The organism is Alistipes sp. CAG:29, from assembly GCF_000435435.1.
GTDB classification, from domain to species: domain Bacteria; phylum Bacteroidota; class Bacteroidia; order Bacteroidales; family Rikenellaceae; genus Alistipes; species Alistipes onderdonkii.
Map to the genome: position 1 here is coordinate 11,626 of NZ_FR893472.1, position 19,533 is coordinate 31,158.

Consider the following 19,533-nt stretch of genomic DNA (forward strand, 5'->3'; position numbering starts at 1 on the left):
TACGAAACCGAAAAAGAAGAGCGGATCAGCAGGCTGAGGAACCTGCTGGGCGTAAGCAACCTGACCCCGGAACAGGAATACGAGATCAATACGAAGCTGTACGAAGAATTCAGGAAATACAAGCTGGATTCGGCCATCCGCTACGTCGAACGGAACCTCGAAATCGCCAGGCAGCTGGACAACAAAAGGCTGACCTACCTGTCGAACATGTACCTCGCCCAGCTCTACTCTTTTTCGGGCATGTGCGTCGAGGCGAACCAGATACTCCGCTCCATCCGATCGTCCGAACTCCCGCGCGACCTGCTTCCCGTCTACTACGAGGCCAACAACCGCTATTTCCAGCACTACGCCACGCTGAGCAGCCAGCGCAGCCACCTGCACGAAATGAATATCTACCGGGACTCGCTGATGATGGTTTCCGACCCAGGATCGTTCCGGTACAGGATACACCTGAGCTACAAACTTATGGGAAACGGCAAGATGGACGAAGCCAGGGCGATCCTCGACGAGTTGCTGGAAGAGGTCGGCAAGGACACGCCGCTCTACGCGGAGACGGCCTATGCCTACGGTTATTTCTACCGGCTGAACAAAGACCCGGAGGCTGGAAAGAAATATTTCATGCTCTCCGCGATCGCCGATGCGAAGAGTGCGGTGAAGGAGAACGCCTCGTTCCACACGCTGGCTCTGATGTATTACGACCAGGGCGACCTTTCACGGGCTTTCAAGTACACGCAGGCGGCCATCGAAGATGCGGTATTCAGCAACGTGCAGTTCCGCACGACCCAGATGTCGAAGTTCTATTCGATCATCAACTCGATCTACCAGGCCAAGGAGGCCAAGTCCAAATCCAAGTTGCAGCACTACCTGATCCTGATCAGCGTCCTGTCGCTGTTCCTCGTGCTGCTGTTCATCTACGTTTATCAGCAGATACACAAGCTGTACCGCATCAAGGAGGAGCTGTCGCGGACGAACGGGCGCCTGATGCAGCTCAACGACGAACTGCATGAGAAAAACACGCAGCTCACCGATTCGAACATCATCAAGGAACAGTACATAGCTAGGTTCTTCGACCTCTGTTCGATGTATATCGACAAACTGGAGGACTACCGAAAATCGCTGAACAAACTGGCGCAGAACCGACAGATCGACGAGTTATACAAACAGTTGAAATCCACGTCGATGATGGAGAACGAACTGGATGAACTGTATAAGAATTTCGACGCCATATTCCTGAACCTCTATCCGACGTTCGTCGCCGATTTCAACGCCCTGCTGGTCGAGGACGAACGGATCGTGCTCAAATCGGAAGACCTGCTGAACAAGGAACTCCGGATTTACGCCCTGCTGCGGCTGGGCATCACCGACAGCGTCAAGATCGCCTCGTTCCTGCGATGCTCGCTGAGCACCGTATATAACTACCGCACCAAAGCCCGGAACAAGGCCGCAATATCGCGCGAGGACTTCGAAAAAATGGTCATGCGAATCGGTGTGCCGCCCGAAAACAGGCCGTGACCGATTCCACGGCAACTACATTTTTTTTGTATATTTTTCTGATAAAATATTTATTTACAAACATATAATACTTTACAGGTTCTACAATTTCCGCCCCAACCTATAAATATGGTATATAATAGGATTAATTTTGTAAACACAGCGTCCAGCCACCCTCTCCCGCAGCGGGCAGCCGGATTGCATCGGATTGTAAACACCTACTTAAACCTATTTTATACGAAATGAATCCAATTAAAGTCGGTCTGATCGGTTTTGGCAGAATGGGAGGTTTTTACCTCGAAGAGATGCAAAAAAGCGGTAAGTGGGATATCGTTTACATCTGTGACGTATCTCCCGCATCACGGGAACTGGCCCAGCGGCTCTCCCCCCGGTCGAAAGTAATATCCGACGAACAAATCATATTCAACGACCCCGAGATTCAGGCGGTCGGGCTGTTCGCCCTGGCGGATTCCCGCCCGGAGCAGATTCAGAAAGCCATTGCGAGCGGGAAGCACGTCATAGCCGAGAAACCGATCGCCGACACGGTGGAAAAGGAGTGGCAGACGGTCGCGCTGGCCGAGAAGGCCAAAATCTTCTCGACGGTGAACCTTTACCTGCGCAATTCGTGGTACCACAACACCATCAAGGATTTTATCGCACAGGGCGAAATCGGCGAACTGGCGATCATCCGCGTATGCCACATGACACCGGGGCTGGCCCCGGGCGAAGGACACGAATTCGAGGGCCCGTCGTTCCATGACTGCGGCATGCACTACGTGGACATCGCACGCTGGTATGCCGAATCGGAATTCAAGACCTGGAACGCACAGGCCATCCGCATGTGGGATTACAAGGATCCGTGGTGGCTCCAGTGCCACGGCACGTTCGAGAACGGCATCGTATTCGACATTACCCAGGGACATGTATACGGACAACTGGCCGAAAAACAGACACATAATTCATACATCGACATCATCGGCACGAAAGGCATCGCGCGCATGACGCACGATTTCAAGACGGCGATCGTCGAACTGCACGGAGTGACACAGACGCACCGGCTCATACAGCCCTACGGAGGCAAAAACATCGACGTACTGTGCAAACTGTTCGCCGAGTCGATCGAAAGCGGGAAACGCAATCCGTCGCTCCCCTCGTTCCGCGACGCCGCCACGGCATCGGAATACGCATGGCGGTTCCTCCAGGATTCGCGGCAGCACGACCTGCCGGCAATCGGAAATCTGGAAACGCTGCAGGAGATTCGCGAACGCCGCCGCACGATGTCGAATGGCTACGGGTTGCTGAGGAAGCGCGCATAAGCCGCAATCTGATACTAAAACAAACTTTATAAACCTTAAAAACAATCGGTATGAACCACTTACTGTTTATCGGCAACCTGGGTGCAGGCGAAATCATCGTCATAGCCCTGATCGTACTGCTGCTCTTCGGCGGCAAAAAAATCCCGGAACTGATGAAGGGTCTCGGCAAGGGTGTGCGCAGCTTCAAGGAAGGCATGAACAACATCGAGAACGACATCGAAAACTCGGGTACGGAAAAATCCAACAACGAAAATAAATAGTCCCTCAAAAACAACTAACTTAAATCAAGAAACAATGTCAAGCGAAATGTCAAGGAGAAAGTTCCTGAAAAAAGGAGCTGCTGCCGCGATCGGCTTAGCGGTCGTTCCGGGTACGGTTTTAGGTAAGAAGTTCGGGCACACGGCTCCGAGCGACAAACTCAACATCTTGGGTGTCGGTATCGGCGGCCGCGGCTCGTCGGTGCTCCGCGGCCTCGAAAGCCAGAACATCATCGGCCTGTGCGACGTCGACTGGAAATATGCCGACCACGTGTTCAAGCGCTACCCGGCTGCCAAGAAGTACAACGACTACCGCAAGATGTTCGACGAAATGCTCAAGTCGGCAGACGCCGTGATGGTGGCTACGGCCGACCACACGCACGCGATCATCGCAGCCGATGCGATGACGGCCGGCAAGCACGTCTACGTCGAGAAGCCCCTGACGCATACCGTATACGAATCGCGTCTGCTCACCAAGCTCGCCGACAAATATAAAGTAGCCACCCAGATGGGTAACCAGGGTGCGTCGGACGAGGGTGTCCGCAAGGTCTGCGAATGGATCTGGAACGGAGAGATCGGCGAAGTCCGCAAGGTGGAGACCTTCACCGACCGTCCTATCTGGCCGCAGGGGCTCTCACGTCCCGAGGACGACCAGCGCATCCCCAAGACGCTGAACTGGGACGCCTTCATCGGCCCGGCTCCCTACCGTCCCTACAACGCGATCTACACCCCGTGGAACTTCCGCGGCTGGTGGGATTTCGGTACCGGCGCACTGGGCGATATGGCCTGCCACATCCTCCACCCGGTATTCAAGGGCCTGAAGCTCGGCTATCCGACCAAGGTTCAGGGTAGCTCGACGCTGCTGCTCAACGAATCCGCACCGATGGCGCAGACGGTGAAGTTCGTCTTCCCGGCACGCGACAACATGCCGAAGGTAGCCATGCCCGAGGTAGAGGTATACTGGTACGACGGCGGCCTGAAACCGGCGCGCCCCGAAGGGCTGCCCGCAGGCAAAGACCTGAACATGGCCGGCGGCGGCGTTATTTTCTACGGTACGAAGGATACGCTGATCTGCGGCTGCTACGGCGTGAACCCCTACCTGGTTTCGGGTCGCGTGCCCAACGCACCGAAGGTACTGCGCGAGATCAAGGAGTCGCACCAGATGGACTGGGTACGTGCCTGCAAGGAGGATGCCGACGACCGCGTGCCGAGCGCATCGGACTTCAGCGAAGCCGGCCCGTTCAATGAAATGGTGGTTATGGGCGTGCTGGCAGTCCGCCTGCAGAACCTGAACCGCGAGTTGCTCTGGGACGGCCCGAACATGCGTTTCACGAACATCCCCGATGACGCCACGATCAGTGCCGTCATCAAGGACGGGTTCCACATCAAGGACGGTCACCCGACCTTCGACAAGACCTGGACGGATCCGGTCAACGCACAGCAATTCGCACAGGAGCTCATCAAGCACACCTACCGCGACGGTTGGAAACTGCCCGACATGCCGCGTTAATCTACGGACAAGATTATCAATTCAAATTAAAACAACGGAAAGAATATGAAAAAAGTCATTTTATTCTCGACATGCATCGCAGCAGCCGCAACGATGGCGGCATGCGGCGGCCCGGGTGCCAAAGGCAAAGCGGCAGCCGACACGGCAGCGGCAGAAACCAAGGCCGTACCCGAATACACGGTCATCAACAATGCGACAATAGACCTCTCCGGCTTCCCGCAGGACAAGGACGGCTACTACGTGATCTTCGACGGCAAGACGTTCAACGGCTGGCGCGGCTACGGCAAAGACCACGTGCCCTCGAAATGGACGATCGACAACGGCGCGATCAAATTCAACGGTTCGGGCGGCGGTGAAGCCCAGGACGGCGACGGCGGCGACCTGATCTTCACGCACAAGTTCAAGAACTTCGAGCTCGAAGTGGAGTGGAAAGTTGCCAAAGGCAGCAACTCGGGTATCTTCTACCTCGGCCAGGAGGTAGCCACGACCAAGGACGGCAAACAGCGGATGGAGCCCATCTACATCTCCTGCCCCGAGTACCAGGTACTCGACAATGAGAACCACCCCGATGCCAAACTGGGCGTCGACGGCAACCGCAAGTCGGCTTCGCTTTACGACATGATCCCGGCCGTTCCCCAGAACGCCAAGCCCTATGGCGAGTGGAACAAGGCGAAGATCATGGTTTACAAAGGCACCGTGGTACACGGCCAGAACGACCAGAACGTGCTCGAGTACCACCTCTGGACTCCCCAGTGGACGGAGATGCTCGAAAAGAGCAAGTTCAGCCCCGAGAAGTGGCCCCTGGCATTCGAACTGCTGAACAACTGCGGCGGTGCACAGCGCGAAGGTTACATCGGCTTCCAGGATCACGGCGACGATGTATGGTTCCGCAACATCCGCATCAAGGTGCTCGACTAATTCCGTTAACAACGGTAACGTATGAAACGTAAACTGTTTACAGCGGTTTGCATCCTGCTCGCTTCGGCAATTGCTCCCTGCGGGGCATTTGCCAAAGCGAAGAAGGACGCAAAGAAGGATATCGGTATCCAGCTCTACTCGGTCAGGGATCTGATCGGGAGTTTCGGAAGAAACCAGCACGACTACAAACCCGTCCTGAAGGCACTCGCCGACATGGGTTACACCAGCATCGAGGCCGCCAGTTACAACGACGGTAAATTCTACGGCAACACCCCCGAGGAGTTCAGGCGCGACGTGGAGGCCGTAGGCATGAAGGTGCTCTCTTCGCACTGCGGCAAAGGCCTCTCCGACGAGGAACTGGCTTCGGGCGACTTCTCCGAGTCGATGAAATGGTGGGATCAGTGCATCGCAGCCCACAAGGCCGCAGGCATGGAGTACATCGTGACCCCGTACCTTCCCGTCCCCAAGACGCTGAAGGAGATGCAGACCTACTGCGACTACCTCAACGCGATCGGGAAGAAGTGCCGGGAAGCCGGAATCAAATACGGCTACCACAACCACGCCCACGAATTCCAGAAGATCGAGGACAAGGCTGTCATGCTGGACTACATGATCGAAAACACCGACCCTGAAAACCTGTTCATCGAACTGGACGTATACTGGGCCGTGATGGGGAAGGCAAGCCCCGTCGACTATTTCCACAAATACCCCGGCCGCTTCAAGATGCTCCATATCAAGGATCGCCGCGAAATCGGCCAGAGCGGTATGGTCGGGTTCGATGCCATCTTCGAGAATGCCAAGACCGCCGGTGTGGAAAACATCATCGTCGAGGTCGAGCAATACAGCTACGATGTGGAGAAGAGTGTCAAACTGAGCCTGGATTACCTGCTCGAGGCACCTTTCGTGAAGGCTTCGTACAGCAAATAATCCCTCCGGAAGCATGAAGACGATATCCGGCCGTCAGACGGATGGCCGGATATTTCTTCGCTGAAAGATACCTTCCGGAAAATAAGCAATAAACCCTACTATCCCATGGAAGAAAAGGAAATGACGTTCTGGGCGCACCTCGAAGACCTGCGCTGGTCGCTGGTTCGCGTAATCGCCGTCTTATTCGTGTTCGTTGTCGTCTGTTTCTGCCTCATGCCCTATCTGTTCGACAATTTCGTACTGGCTCCCACCACGTCCGATTTCCCGCTTTACAGATGGCTGTCGAAACTGGGAGGCGGCAACCCGCTGCTCCCCGATTTCAGCAACGACCACTTCTCGGTAGAACTCATCAACATCAACGTAGCCTCGCAGTTCCTGACGCATATCAGCACTTCGTTCTGGTTCGCGCTGGTACTGATATTCCCCTACCTGACGTTCGAAATATGGCGGTTCGTACAACCTGCCCTGTTCGACAACGAAAAGAAGCGCGTCGGGTTGGCATTCGCATTCGGGACATTCATGTTCTTCCTCGGATGTGCGGTCGGTTACTTCCTGGTCTTCCCCTTCACGTTCCGGTTTCTGACCGAGTATCAGTTGAGTCCGCTTATCACGAACCAGATCTCGCTGACTTCCTACATGGGTAATTTCCTGATGCTCATTTTCGTAATGGGCATCGTCTTCGAGTTGCCGCTGCTGGCATGGCTGCTTTCGAAACTGGGCCTCGTGACAAAAACATTCTTCCGGAAATACCGGAAACATGCCGTAGTCGTCCTGCTGGTGCTCTCTGCGGTCATCACCCCGACGGGCGACCCGTTCACGCTGATGATCGTCTTCCTGCCGCTTTACCTGCTCTATGAGCTGAGTATAAAGATCGTCCGGGCATAGCGGGCAACGACACACGATTTGCCGGCTTTCGCCGGCATACGGATTACGGCCGGGAATTACCCGGTCGTAATCGTTAGACGGGGACACCCTGCCGGATCAGCCGCCCTGCCCCTCCGCCTGAGGTGCATTCCGCATCGAAGCCCGGTACTGCGTCGGTGAAACGCCGTAACGCTGCTTGAATGCCCGGTTGAAATAGGGAATGTCCGTAAAACCCACTGCATAGCAGATTTCGGAAATGTTCTTAGAAGAGCGGGTCAGCATCGTACAGGCCATCTGCAACCGAAAGACATTCAGGTAGGCGACAAACGACTCGCCGGTCGCCTTCTTGAAAAACAGGCAGAAGGCCGTCTTGTTCATCGAGGCATAGGACGCGATTTCCTCGAGGGTTATCTTACGGTGGTAATTCTCGACGATATACTTGTAAACGGCCTGCAGGCGCTGCTTGTTCTTATGGATTTTTGCCCCGCGGAATTTCCCGGGCCCGATGGGGCGGCAATGCCCGTCCTGCGCGATCAGGAAAAGCAACTGCAATAACGTCACGAACCGTTCGGGGTCTGAGCTGCGCTCAAGACCCGCCAGTAATTTACGCACCCTGACCGCCGTTTCGCCAGTGAGCCCGACCGCCTGGCGCAACTCCTTATAAAACCGTACGACGGGCTGGAACTCGGGCGAGAGCTGCGACAACTGCACCAGAAACTCCTCGCCGAATTGCAGCGAACCGTTTTCGATCATCCCGTCCGGGGCGCACAATGCCTTGTCATAGACCCAGCCATGCGGAAAATAGGGCGGCAACACGACGACTTCCCCCTCGCGGAAGGGTTCCGTGAAGTCGTTGGTCACCCGCTGGCCGTTCCCGCTGAAAACCACCGTAATCTCGTATTCGGGATGCTGGTGGTATGGGAATTCGTCCCGGTACCACAGCCTTTCGTGGCGGTAAGTGAAAGAGCGGGAGGCACCCTTGAATATTTGCCCGCATGCAACAGTTCCCATCGGTCTTATGCAATCATTTTTTGCGAATATAAGACAATGTTCCGGAAAATCGGAAAAAACAGGGGAAAATTTCGCAGGCACACCTGTTTCAGCCCCGATCAGCTCTGCAACCGATATTCCCTGGGGGTGTAGCCGACATGGCGTTTAAAGAAACGTACGAAATGCTGCGGATACTGGAATCCCAGTTCATAGGCCACCTGCCCGATGGTTTTGTTCGGGTCGAGAAGCCCCTCCTTGGCCGCGTCGATCATCTTCAGCTGGATATACTCCTGGGCCGATTTCCCGGTCTCCTTTTTCACCAGATCGCCGAAATAATTGGGCGACAGGCATATTTTGCTTGCAAAATAGCGTACCGAAGGCAACCCTTCCTTCGCAGCGGCGCCTTGGGTAAGGTAATCGTCGAGCAACCGCTCGAAACGTGCCAGGACATCGAGATTCATGTCCCCGCGCGTGACGAACTGGCGCTCGTAAAAACGCATACAATAGTCGAGCAGCAGTTCTATATTGGTCGCAATAAGCCCTTTGGTATGCTTGTCGATGGCGTGGAGCAGTTCCATGCGGATTTTTTCCAGGCAGTCAAGGACAATCATACGTTCTTCCTCCGACAGGTGCAAGGCTTCGTTGGACTCATAGGAAAAAAACGTATATTTCTTAATCTTCTGCCCCAGCGACGTACCGCGGATAAAATCGGGATGAAACAGCAGCCCGACCGATTTCTTGGGAACACCCTCCACGTCGGTATACCCCACCGTCTGCCCCGGAGCGATGCAGATGACCGTCTGGTCGTCAAAATCATAGCTCGTCTTGCCGTAGTTGATCCGGCATCCCGCAGTCTCCTTGAGGAATACCGAATAGAACCCCATCGTCATCCGGTAGTTTCCCTGGCTCTCGGCCGTATCGAACGAAACGACGCCGACCTGCGGGTGGCGGGTCTCGAACCCGAAGAGTTTGTTATACTGGTCGACAGTGTCGATTTTCAGGATTTCTTCCATGTTTTTTTCTTTACCTTTTTGCAAAGATAGTGTTTTTGCAGATTCGGCCCACATGCCGGGCCGCCGAAACAGTAATTGGGGTAATATTATCCGTAATAGGGGTATATTACTGTACATCAGCATATTTCACGACCGCGCAAACCAGTAATCAGGGTAAATATATCCGTAATACGTATACAAAACGAATGCCCCGCAGGATGTAGTTTTGCAGTGTGGAAAAAACATCAAACACCATAGAGCCATGAAAACAAAACTGAATTTCAACATGTGGATCCCGACCCGCATCCTTTTCGGGGCGGACGAACTGAAAAACCTGCACAGCCAGCAGATGCCCGGGAAAAAGGCGCTGCTGGCAATTTCGAACGGCAAGTCGACCCGAGCAAACGGCTATCTGGCCGCCACGGAGGAACAGCTCCGGCTGGCAGGGGTCGAAAGCGTGGTGTTCGACCGGATCGAGGCGAACCCCTTGAAATCCACCGTCATGGCCGGAGCGGCAGCGGCACGGGAGCACGGGTGCGACATGATCGTCGCACTGGGAGGCGGCAGCGTCATGGACGCCGCGAAGGCCATAGCCCTGATGGCATCCAACGACGGCGACCTGTGGGACTACGTATTCGGCGGGACGGGCAAAGAACAGCAGGCCGAACACGCACCGTTGCCGGTCGTCGCCGTAACCACGACGGCAGGAACCGGGTCGGAAGTCGATCCGTGGGGCGTCGTAACCAACGAACAAACCCATGAAAAGATCGGCGTCGAAGCCGCATTCCCCGTACTGGCCGTAGTCGATCCGAAGCTAATGCTCACCGTGCCGCCGAAATTCACGGCATACCAGGGGTTCGACGCATTGTTCCACAGCGTGGAGAGTTACATTTCGAAATTCGCCAACCTCGCAAGCGACATGTACGCACTGACCGCCATCGAGCATATCGCCCGCAACCTGCCGCGCGCCGTGGCCAATGGCGACGATCTCGAAGCTCGCACCCGCGTGGCCTTCGGCAACACCCTTTCCGGCGTGGTGATGTGCCTGAGCGCCACGACCAGCCAGCACTCGATGGAACACGCCATGTCGGCCTACCACCAGGATCTGCCCCACGGCGCCGGGCTGATCATGCTCAGCAGGGCTTACTTCTCGTTCTTCATCGACCGGCACGTCTGCGACGAGCGTTTCGTACGGATGGCCCGTGCAATGGGGATGGAGCAGGCCGCACAGCCCGGGGATTTCATCACGGCGCTCACCCGCTTGCAACAGGCATGCGGCGTCGCCGACCTGAGGATGTCCGACTACGGCATCACCCCCGGAGAGTTACAGCAAATGACGTTCAACGCATTCGACACAATGCCCGGACTATTCGAATCAGACCGCCACAGGCTGAGCATCGACGAATGCACAGCCATCTACCGGGCCGCCTATAAATAACCCGAAAAAACGACACGATCATGAAACGACCATTAATTCTGACAACAGCCATACTTATGATACTCGGCACGAATACATCCGTCGCACAGGGCGATGCAGACAATTTCTACAAAAGCAATTCGGTAAACACCGAGAAAGTATCCTTTTCCAACCAATACAAAATGAAAGTAGGCGCACGGCTCTTCCTGCCCAAGGAGCTGGAGGAAGGGCGAAAATACCCCGCCGTCATCGTCGGGCACCCGATGGGCGCAGTCAAGGAACAGAGCGCCGGTCTGTACGCCACGAAACTGGCCGAATGCGGGTTCGTCACGCTGGCACTCGACCTCTCCTTCTGGGGTGAAAGCGACGGAGAACCGCGCAATGCCGTCCTGCCGGATGTCTATTCGGAGGACTTCAGCGCAGCGGTGGATTTCCTCGGCACCCGCCCCTTTGTCGACCGGGAACGTATCGGCGTTGTCGGGATCTGCGGCAGCGGCAGCTTCGCCATCAGCGCTGCGAAGATCGACCCCCGCCTGAAAGCCATCGCAACGGTCAGCATGTACGACATGGGGGCAGCCAGCCGCAACGGGCTGAAACACGCTCTGTCGCCCGAACAGCGCAAACGGATCATCGCCCAGGCTGCCGAACAGCGTTATGCCGAATTCCTGGGCGGGGAACCCCTTTACACCGGCGGCACAGTACACGAACTGACGGCCGAATCCACGCCGATCGAGCGCGAATTCTACGAATTTTACCGTACGCCGCGCGGGGAGTTCACCCCCGACGGGGCCACGCCGCGCACGACTACGCACCCCACACTGACCAGCAACGTGAAATTCATGAACTTCTACCCCTTCGCCGACATCGAGACCATCTCGCCGCGGCCGATGCTCTTCATCGCGGGAGAGAACGCCCATTCGCGGGAGTTCAGCGAGGACGCCTACCGCCTGGCTGCCGAGCCGAAAGAGCTTTACCTCGTGCCGGATGCAGGGCATGTCGACCTCTACGACCGGACAGGCCTGATCCCGTTCGGGAAACTGGAAACATTCTTCAGGGCTGCGCTGAAATAATCCCGCTGCGCGGGCAACAGTCCCGGAAGCACACCGGGATGCCGCACCTGTCCGGCGCCCGCGTACCCGGGATCGACCAACCTGTAAAACCAATAAAGAACGACTATGAAAAAATTATTGTTACTGCCCCTCATGCTGCTATCGCTGGTACTGCCGGCGGCATGCGGGGAATCGGGCGACGACCCCGCCCCTTCCGGAGGGCACCCCGGTCAACCGGAGACGCCCGGCGGAAACGAGGGCGGCGACCCGGGCGAAACATCGCTGAAAATCGGCATCACGGTCGGCAGCCGCACGATTACCGCCACGATGGAGGACAATGCCGCCGCACGGGATTTCCTTTCGCGCCTGCCGCTGGAGGTGACGTTGTCGGATTACAGCAACGCCGAGAAAATATTTTATCCCTCGCCGGCGCTAACGACCTCCAAGGTCGCACGCGGCTGCACCCCTGCACCGGGCGACATCACGATCTATGTCCCGTGGGGCAATGTGGCCATATTCTACAAAAACGGGTCGAGGAGCAACGACCTGATCCGAATCGGGCGCATCGACGGCAACGGAATCGAAGCCCTCAGCATCCCCGGCTCGCTTAGCGTCCGCATCGAAAGACAACGACGGGAAACACCGGAAAACAATAGCGAACAAAATCCGACATGACGGAGCGGAAGAAGCAGTCGTCGTATGGCTTTGCAGCCCCGGAGCGAGCTACATTACGGGCCAGGCAATAACCGTCGACGGCGGATATACGGCCATGTAAATTCAAACTAAAAAACAAGAACGATGCAGATAAAAAACGCCACCTACGGAGGCGAACGCCCGCTGTTCGCCTCGCACGGCCTGCGCATGGAGCACGTAACCATACAGGCCGGCGAATCGGCACTCAAGGAGTGCTCGGACATCGAAGCCGTCGATTGCCGTTTCGAAGGCAAATACCCGTTCTGGCACGTCGACGGGTTCGTCGTCCGGAACTGCCTCTTCACCGAGGGCGCACGCGCGGCGCTGTGGTATTCGCGCAACCTTACGATGAGCGACACGCTAGTCAAAGCCCCCAAGATGTTCCGCGAGATGGACGGCATCCGGCTGGAGAACGTACGGTTGCCTTTTGCGCAGGAAACGCTCTGGCACTGCCGCAACGTGCGGCTGCGCAACGTGCGGGTCGACAAGGGCGATTATATCTTCATGCACGGCGAAAACATCCGCATAGAGGATTACGCGCAACGGGGCAACTATTCGTTCCAATACTGCCGCAACGTGGTGATCCGCAACGCCGTCATCAACTCGAAGGACGCTTTCTGGAACACCGAGGACGTGACGGTCTACGACTCCGAGATCAACGGCGAGTACCTGGGCTGGCACTCGAAGCGGCTGCGGCTGGTCAACTGCAAAATATCGGGCACCCAGCCTCTGTGTTACGCCACGGATCTCGTACTGGAAAACTGTACGATGGCCGACGACTGCGACCTGGCGTTCGAATACTCGACATTGCAGGCCGCCATAGACGGCCCCGTCCGCAGCGTGAAGAACCCCCGCAGCGGTTCGGTCACGGCCGAAAGCTACGGGGAGGTCATCCTCGACGGGAATGTCAAGGCACCGGGCGACTGCCGTATCGCAACGTGGGACAAACAAAGCAACTGCGCATAGCTGGAATGCGATTTCGATGCCGGGAAACGGAGCATCGGGCATTTTTTTTGTAAATTCGGAACAAAACAATAACGCCATGAAAAAGATATGGGCCTATATTCTCCCGACAGCGCTGTGTTTCGTTCTCGGGGGACTTGCCGGATGGTTGCAGCAAGACGCGATCGAGGAATGGTATCCGCTGCTCGACAAACCGACGCTGACACCGCCCAATGCGGTTTTTCCGATCGCATGGAGCATCATCTATCTCTGCATGGGTATCTCGGGCGGGCTGGTACTGACCTCCGAAGCCCCCGCCCGTAAAAGTGCGGTGAGGCTATGGTTCCTCCAGTTAGGGTGCAATTTCCTGTGGAGCATACTCTTCTTCGTCTGCCGCAGCCCCCTGCTGGGCATGGCGGACATCGTGGTGCTCGACGTCCTGGTGATTCTCTATCTCGTCCGCAGTACAAACGTACGCGCCGCTGCCGCATGGCTCTTCGTCCCTTACCTCTGCTGGATCCTTTTCGCCACCTACCTCAACGCCTATATTCTCGTTGCGAACGGGACGGGGCTGTAAACCGGGGAAAGGCGCGATGTGCAGCAGGACGAAGATTTGAAAAATCCCCGGGAAGGAAACTCCCGGGGATTCGACGGCGTATCACATAAGGCGGCTATTCCAGCAACGGCAACCTGCCCAGCATATCCCTGAGCCGGATCGCCGTACGGGGCATCGGCTCGGCGACCGTAAGGCCCACCAGCTCCTTTTCAGCCGCAATATCGTTTATCACGCGGACGACCGCCTCTATTTTCATCCCGTCGGGATCGGTGCCGACCGCCGCAACGATCTCCGCCGGGTCGAGCACGTCCATATCGAAATGAACCACCACCTTCGACGCCCCGCACGATTTCAGCCAGGCCCGGAGCGCATCGCTGTCCGCAGCCACCTCTTCGGGGGTGAGATGCTTTATCCCGTACTGATGCTGGCGGGCCTTAATCTCGTCCCGCTCCCAGTTGCGCAACCCTACGAACAGGATCTTCGACGGGTCGAATGCGGCGGGCAGTTCCGCCACGATCTTCGCATCGCCGTGCCCCATGCAGGCCGTCACGGCCATGGCATGGTAGCCGGGATAGGGATCGCCCGGAAGCGTGATGTCGGGATGGGCGTCGATCCATACCATCGCCACGTCGCCGCCGTATTTCGCGGCAAGGTAGGTGAACGGCACCACGCTCACGGAGCAATCCCCGCCCAGGGTCACGATCCTGCCGGGATCGCTCGCCCGCAGCATCTCCAGCGCGGCTTTCGTCTGCCGGAGAATGACGTCGCGGTCGAGTACACCGTCCGTCACCCTGCGTTCCCCGATCTGGGTGGAGACGGGAACGGTGAGCGTTTCCTGCCCGCCGCAGGGAGCCAGGAAGTCGAGCAGCTGCGCCCCGAGGTAATATCCCCGTGCGGCATCGTCGGGATCCTTTACCTCGGGCACCATTGCCGCGACATTGCCGCCCTGCCATTGCGGGTAGATCAGGCGGATCGTCGATGTATTTGTTTTCATAACTTCGCTGTTTGTCGGTACTTTTTGCTGCACTCCGCCAGAAACCACTCCGCCGGCCAGCACGCCGGGCAACAAAAATCCTTTCATAGCGGGTTCGTCCCTTTTGCAGGACATGCAAAAATACGAAATGCCTCCGGGAGATGCAAGTACGTGCAAATTATTCGTATATCGATAAATTTACGGGATGGACAAATTGCGGAAATACGGCTGGCAGTTATTCGGGAAGCGTTATTTTTGCACAAAACCGATCTCTGCTGGAAGCCGCGCACAGGAGTAACGCATTTTACCCGGGCAGATCCCTACCGATACGGAAATTCTACGCCCTCCCGATTGCGAGGCCGGGCGATTTTTTTTGTGATTTGTATAACAATCAAAAAAAATAATTACCTTTACGCCGTTATGGTTCCTGCCCGGTATGCCGGACAGGATGAAAAGGGAATCCGGTGAAAATCCGGAACAGTACTCGCTGCTGTAAGTCCCCTCCTTCGGGAGAAGTTGTTTATCGTACTCTTTGCCACTGGTTTAAACTGGGAAGGCGCGATAAACGGGACGAGTCAGAAGACCTGCCTTAACGATTGATTTGCACCCGCGGGTTTCGGGTTGGAATCGAATGGTACGGTCGTCGTTATCGCAACGCACTCCCTCCCCGATTTGATTTTCAGCAGTTTCCTGTCGTGCAATCACCCGCGTGATTCGAATGACAATGGGAATAATTCATAACAGACAGGGTTATACAACGGGAGAGGCTAATCCGCGCCCCGTCCGGATCTCCTGTTCATCCTCTACGCTTGCCGCAGGCCGTCGCCTGTCGGCAGGCGTTTTTTATCCCCCGGAAATCAAACCGATTAATAATTAAAATCTGAAAAGCATGAAACAACTATTTACCCTTTTGGCAATAACCCTGTTCGGTGCTGCGACATGGAGCTGCTCGTACGACGACGACGATCTGTGGAAGGAGATCGACGGGCTCAAGACCCAACTCGCGGAACTCAACAAAGAGGTTTCGGCGCTGCAAACGCTTGTGGATGCCCTGCGCCAAAGCAAGACGATCTCCGATGTGACCCAGACGGACACCGGATACACCATCACGTTCAACGACAACACCTCCGTTTCGATTGCCGACGGCAAGAACGGTACGAATGCCCCGGAGGTCGGTATCGACCTGTTCGAGGGGGGCTACTACTGGACGATCGGCGGCAAGGGCAACTGGCTGACCGATGCGGACGGCCACAAAATCCCGGTAGCTGGCAAAGATGGTTCGAAACCCGAAATGGCCGTCGATGCCGACGGTTACTGGATTGTGGACGGAGCGCGCATCAAAGATGCGGCCGGCAACGACGTAAAAGCGACGGGAAGCAACGGAAAAGACGGGGATTCGTTCTTCAAATCGGTCAGCGACGGCGACGATGCCGTAACGTTCACTCTGACCGACGGCACGGAAATCGTCATTCCAAAAACTTCGGTGTCCTCATTCTGTTTTGTACAGCCCGACGACGGCCGTTCGTACTTCGTATTCGACTTCGGCAAGAAAAAGACGCTGACGCTGAATACGACGGATGTGGAAACCGCCGACTTCATGAATATTCCCGAAGGGTGGAAGGCGTCGCTGAACCTTGCGAAAAATAGCGTAACCGTGCAGGCTCCGGCGGCTTCGGATGCAGCTTACTCAGGCGGCATCATCACGCTGATCGGGATCGATAAAAAAGGGGATACGGTCTTTGCCTCGGCCGACGTGTGCGCTTCGGTGGACTACACGGACAAGGACGGTACGTTCGTGGTCTGCGAGGGCAATATGACTTCAGTAAACGGTATGCTGGTCTACTACGACAAGGCCGGCAAGGAGTACCGGGAGGTATTCGAGCAGGCCAACGGCGGATTGGAGATCGGCAACGTCGTACAGGATATGTTCATGGCCAACGGAAAAATCTACCTGTTAACCCAGAACGGCGACCGCATGGGCGGCGCAGGCCGTTTCGTTGTGTGCGATGCCCGGACGATGCGCATGGAATTCGCCGACCCGCTGGTATTTAAAACCCCCGAAGACAAAGACACATGGCCTCAGCATCTGGTCGTTGTAAGTGCAACGAAAGCCTATGTTCAATATTCCGATTCAAGTATGGAAAGCACTTCGGGCATAGTCGCCCTGACCCTCGGTGAAAATTCGGTGCAAATCGGCGCGACCCTCGAAGGCACGTTCGGAGCCTTTACTTCGGTGGGCGCGATCAAAACCCGCATGGTCTATTCACGGGGTAAGATTTATGCGGGATGCGGACACAGCGTCGTTATCATCAATGCCGAAAGCGGAACGGTGGAAAAGCGGCTGACCTATGAGGGCCGGCAAGTAAAAGGCATCGTCAAAGGTGCCGACGGCAATATCTATTTCGCCCTTGCCGGAACCTATTCCGGCACGAGCCCGAATATGGGAACCCTGACCTCCGATCCGATGATCGTTGGCATCGATCACTCGGGCACGGTCGTTTCAGAAAAAGAACTTTCCGGAGGTGTTCGATTCCCGATCGCAACATGGTCTCCGGCTATCGGCATGTGCGCCAGTTTCACCGATCCTTATCTCTATTTTGTGGATACCGATGCTTTCAACGCCACGAGCGCAACGCGGTACAATTACCAGACGCAGACCGTCGATTACAAATATCTATCTGGAAATGAAACGATTTACGGCATTATGGGGCAGCATCCGACAACCAATGTGTTGTGGGTCGGCAAGTCGAGCTACGTCGATTCGAATATCTACACCTATGACGTGAGCGGAACTTCCGCCTCGGAAATCAACCATTTTTCCTATCCCACGCAGAAAGGTGCCAGCCCGGCCGGGATCGATTTCGTCTACCGTTTCTCCGAAGCGTATATTAACAAATAAAGCATAAAGAGATGAAAAAACTGTTATCCTGTTTATTTGCTGCGTTGTTCGTGTTGTCGTCCTGCAACAAAGACGATGTGATCGAGGTCGATTCGCAGACGGCCCCCCGTATCACGCTCGACAGCGAGAATGCGGTTTACACCATCAAATCAGGCCGGGAACTGACGATCAGCCCCACTTATGAAAACGCGGACAAGGCACTCTATGTGTGGAAAATCGACGGAAAAGTCGTCGGCACGCAACCCGCCCTTACGGTGTGCGAACAAACCGTAGGCGAGTTGTTCGTGCTCCTCCAAGTGTCGAACCGTTACGGCACGGCCTCCGAGGAGCTGCGTGTGGATGTGGTAGAACTGGAAATCCCGACAATCAGCCTGCCGGTTCCCGAAAAAGGGTATACGATTCTGGTCGGCAGTCCTCTGACGCTGAAACCCTCCGTAATCGACACCTCGATCCCCACGACCTGCACATGGAGCGTGAACGGCAAAGAGGTTTCCTCCGAAAAGGAATTTACATTCGACGCGTCCGAAGCCGGAGATTATACGCTCGAATTCGCCACCCGCAATGAGGACGGCGAGGACAGCAAGGAATTCGGGGTAAAAGTCTGCACGATCGACGAAATGCCGTTCGGCTGGACATTCGATCAGACGGTCTTCAACCTATCCGCCGGCCGCCGCATCCGTCTGATGCCTTTCGACATTACCAATGCGTTCGATGCCAGTTATACCTGGTCGGTAAACGGCAAACAGGTGCAACAGTCCTCCGATCCGGTATATATTTTCTCCGAATCGGCCGAAGGAACGTACACGGTCAAAGTCGAAATGAAAAACTCATATCTGACGGTTCCTCAGGAATTGACCGTCAATGTCTGCCCCGCAGAAGGCCGATACTACCGTGCCGGATCTCCGGCAAGCAGCAAGGATTGGAACAAGGTCTACGAGTTCCTTGCCGCTCCCGGACAATTCGTCAACGAACGTTATGACGTGACGACGATGGACGCAGCGTGCGCCTATGCCGAGTCCCAGATGAAACTCAACACCTATGTGTCGCTGGGAGCTTTCGGCGGCTATCTGGTAGTCGGCTTCGACCACAGCATTGAAAATGACGGCGGCTACAACATCGGCGTTTCGGGCAACTCGTTCGACGGTTCATCCGAACCGGGCATCGTATGGGTCATGCAGGACGAAAACGGCGACGGACTGCCGAACGACACATGGTACGAACTGAAAGGCTCCGAATACGGTAAGCCTGAAACGACACAGGATTATGCCGTGACCTATTACCGTCCACGCGCTGCCGGCATGGAGGTGCAGTGGACGGACAACAAGGGTGCGAGCGGTTCCGTCGATTACCTTTCGCAATTCCATACGCAGGACTACTATTATCCGGCATGGGTCGAGGCTGACAGCTACACGCTGCGCGGCACTTGCCTCAAGGCCAACAATTACGACCAGTCGGGCAACGGTTCCTACTGGGTCAATCCGGCTTACGACTGGGGCTACGCGGACAACTTCAGCCCGATCGACCGTCTGACCGACGATCCGAACTCCGGAGCAGGCGTCAACGCCAACCATTTCCGGATTTCCGACGCCGTCACTTTCGACGGCAAGCCCGCTGGCCTCAAATACATCGACTTTGTCAAGGTGCAGACCGGCATTCAGGCAAAAAGCGGCTGGCTGGGCGAAATTTCGACCGAAGTGTTCGGCGTATTCGATTACAACATGACCAAAAAGAAATAATAC

At 55.9% G+C, this 19,533-nt stretch carries 18 protein-coding genes and 1 riboswitch (1 of these 19 only partly in view); of the genes, 15 read left to right on the forward strand and 3 right to left on the reverse strand.

Annotated elements, in window-relative coordinates; all coding sequences use genetic code 11:
• From QVP03_RS08310 to tatC, 7 genes are all read left to right on the forward strand, one after another.
• A protein-coding gene (locus tag QVP03_RS08310) for a DUF6377 domain-containing protein (protein WP_022333034.1) crosses the window boundary here: on the forward strand, positions 1–1,512 show its 3' portion. Its footprint begins 168 nt before the window's first position; only the last 1,512 of its 1,680 coding nucleotides appear in the window; its start codon lies beyond the left edge, outside the window; the stop codon is at positions 1,510–1,512.
• A gap of 221 nt (positions 1,513–1,733) precedes the next feature.
• Entirely contained in the window at positions 1,734–2,807 is a 1,074-nt protein-coding gene (locus QVP03_RS08315; RefSeq protein WP_022333035.1) for a Gfo/Idh/MocA family protein, read from the forward strand.
• 50 nt (positions 2,808–2,857) lie between these two features.
• Positions 2,858–3,067 carry a Sec-independent protein translocase subunit TatA/TatB gene (locus QVP03_RS08320; RefSeq protein ID WP_022333036.1) on the forward strand — a complete coding sequence of 70 codons (210 nt, stop codon included), beginning with the start codon at positions 2,858–2,860 and terminating at the stop codon, positions 3,065–3,067.
• A 34-nt stretch (positions 3,068–3,101) separates the two neighbouring features.
• Positions 3,102–4,574, forward strand: coding sequence for a Gfo/Idh/MocA family protein (locus QVP03_RS08325; RefSeq protein ID WP_172678899.1), 1,473 nt, complete (start codon positions 3,102–3,104; stop codon positions 4,572–4,574).
• 45 nt (positions 4,575–4,619) lie between these two features.
• Positions 4,620–5,492, forward strand: a complete 873-nt coding sequence (locus tag QVP03_RS08330) for a 3-keto-disaccharide hydrolase (RefSeq protein WP_018696572.1) — start codon at positions 4,620–4,622, stop codon at positions 5,490–5,492.
• A 21-nt stretch (positions 5,493–5,513) separates the two neighbouring features.
• On the forward strand, positions 5,514–6,419 hold the full coding sequence (locus QVP03_RS08335) for a sugar phosphate isomerase/epimerase family protein (RefSeq protein WP_022333038.1): 906 nt from the start codon (positions 5,514–5,516) through the stop codon (positions 6,417–6,419).
• Positions 6,420–6,524: 105 nt separating this feature from the next.
• On the forward strand, positions 6,525–7,304 hold the full coding sequence (gene tatC / locus QVP03_RS08340; RefSeq protein ID WP_022333039.1) for a twin-arginine translocase subunit TatC: 780 nt from the start codon (positions 6,525–6,527) through the stop codon (positions 7,302–7,304).
• A gap of 96 nt (positions 7,305–7,400) precedes the next feature.
• Here tatC and QVP03_RS08345 read toward each other — a convergent pair whose 3' ends face one another.
• A complete protein-coding gene (locus QVP03_RS08345; protein ID WP_022333040.1) occupies positions 7,401–8,294 on the reverse strand; it encodes an AraC family transcriptional regulator in 894 nt (297 codons plus the stop codon).
• A 98-nt stretch (positions 8,295–8,392) separates the two neighbouring features.
• Positions 8,393–9,286 (reverse strand): helix-turn-helix domain-containing protein, encoded by an 894-nt coding sequence (locus QVP03_RS08350; protein WP_018696576.1) that lies wholly within the window; start codon positions 9,284–9,286, stop codon positions 8,393–8,395.
• Between the two features lie 241 nt (positions 9,287–9,527).
• Here QVP03_RS08350 and QVP03_RS08355 point away from each other — a divergent pair, with 241 nt between their 5' ends.
• The 6 genes from QVP03_RS08355 (at position 9,528) to QVP03_RS08380 (ending at position 13,943) form a co-directional block, all read left to right on the forward strand.
• Positions 9,528–10,703, forward strand: coding sequence for an iron-containing alcohol dehydrogenase (locus QVP03_RS08355; protein WP_022333041.1), 1,176 nt, complete (start codon positions 9,528–9,530; stop codon positions 10,701–10,703).
• 20 nt (positions 10,704–10,723) lie between these two features.
• Positions 10,724–11,752 (forward strand): alpha/beta hydrolase, encoded by a 1,029-nt coding sequence (locus QVP03_RS08360; RefSeq protein ID WP_022333042.1) that lies wholly within the window; start codon positions 10,724–10,726, stop codon positions 11,750–11,752.
• Positions 11,753–11,857: 105 nt separating this feature from the next.
• Positions 11,858–12,406 (forward strand): cyclophilin-like fold protein, encoded by a 549-nt coding sequence (locus QVP03_RS08365; RefSeq protein ID WP_022333043.1) that lies wholly within the window; start codon positions 11,858–11,860, stop codon positions 12,404–12,406.
• On the forward strand, positions 12,396–12,506 hold the full coding sequence (locus QVP03_RS08370) for an SDR family oxidoreductase (protein ID WP_232044668.1): 111 nt from the start codon (positions 12,396–12,398) through the stop codon (positions 12,504–12,506). Before QVP03_RS08365 ends, QVP03_RS08370 begins: the two co-directional genes overlap by 11 nt.
• Before the next feature lie 23 nt (positions 12,507–12,529).
• Positions 12,530–13,390: a DUF3737 family protein gene (locus QVP03_RS08375; RefSeq protein WP_022333044.1), complete on the forward strand. Its 861-nt coding sequence runs from the start codon at positions 12,530–12,532 to the stop codon at positions 13,388–13,390.
• A 76-nt stretch (positions 13,391–13,466) separates the two neighbouring features.
• Positions 13,467–13,943, forward strand: coding sequence for a TspO/MBR family protein (locus QVP03_RS08380; RefSeq protein ID WP_022333045.1), 477 nt, complete (start codon positions 13,467–13,469; stop codon positions 13,941–13,943).
• A gap of 94 nt (positions 13,944–14,037) precedes the next feature.
• Here QVP03_RS08380 and QVP03_RS08385 read toward each other — a convergent pair whose 3' ends face one another.
• A complete protein-coding gene (locus QVP03_RS08385; protein ID WP_410511655.1) occupies positions 14,038–15,030 on the reverse strand; it encodes an arginase family protein in 993 nt (330 codons plus the stop codon).
• 269 nt (positions 15,031–15,299) lie between these two features.
• A riboswitch (cobalamin riboswitch) is annotated at positions 15,300–15,502 on the forward strand.
• 282 nt (positions 15,503–15,784) lie between these two features.
• Between QVP03_RS08385 and QVP03_RS08390 the strand changes: the two genes are divergently transcribed.
• Together QVP03_RS08390 and QVP03_RS08395 are read left to right on the forward strand one after the other, a co-directional pair.
• The gene (locus tag QVP03_RS08390; protein WP_278809146.1) at positions 15,785–17,794 is read left to right on the forward strand and encodes a DUF5074 domain-containing protein; all 2,010 of its coding nucleotides are present in this window, start codon (positions 15,785–15,787) and stop codon (positions 17,792–17,794) included.
• An 11-nt stretch (positions 17,795–17,805) separates the two neighbouring features.
• Positions 17,806–19,530 carry a PKD-like domain-containing protein gene (locus QVP03_RS08395; RefSeq protein ID WP_022333048.1) on the forward strand — a complete coding sequence of 575 codons (1,725 nt, stop codon included), beginning with the start codon at positions 17,806–17,808 and terminating at the stop codon, positions 19,528–19,530.
• Positions 19,531–19,533 lie beyond the last annotated feature (3 nt).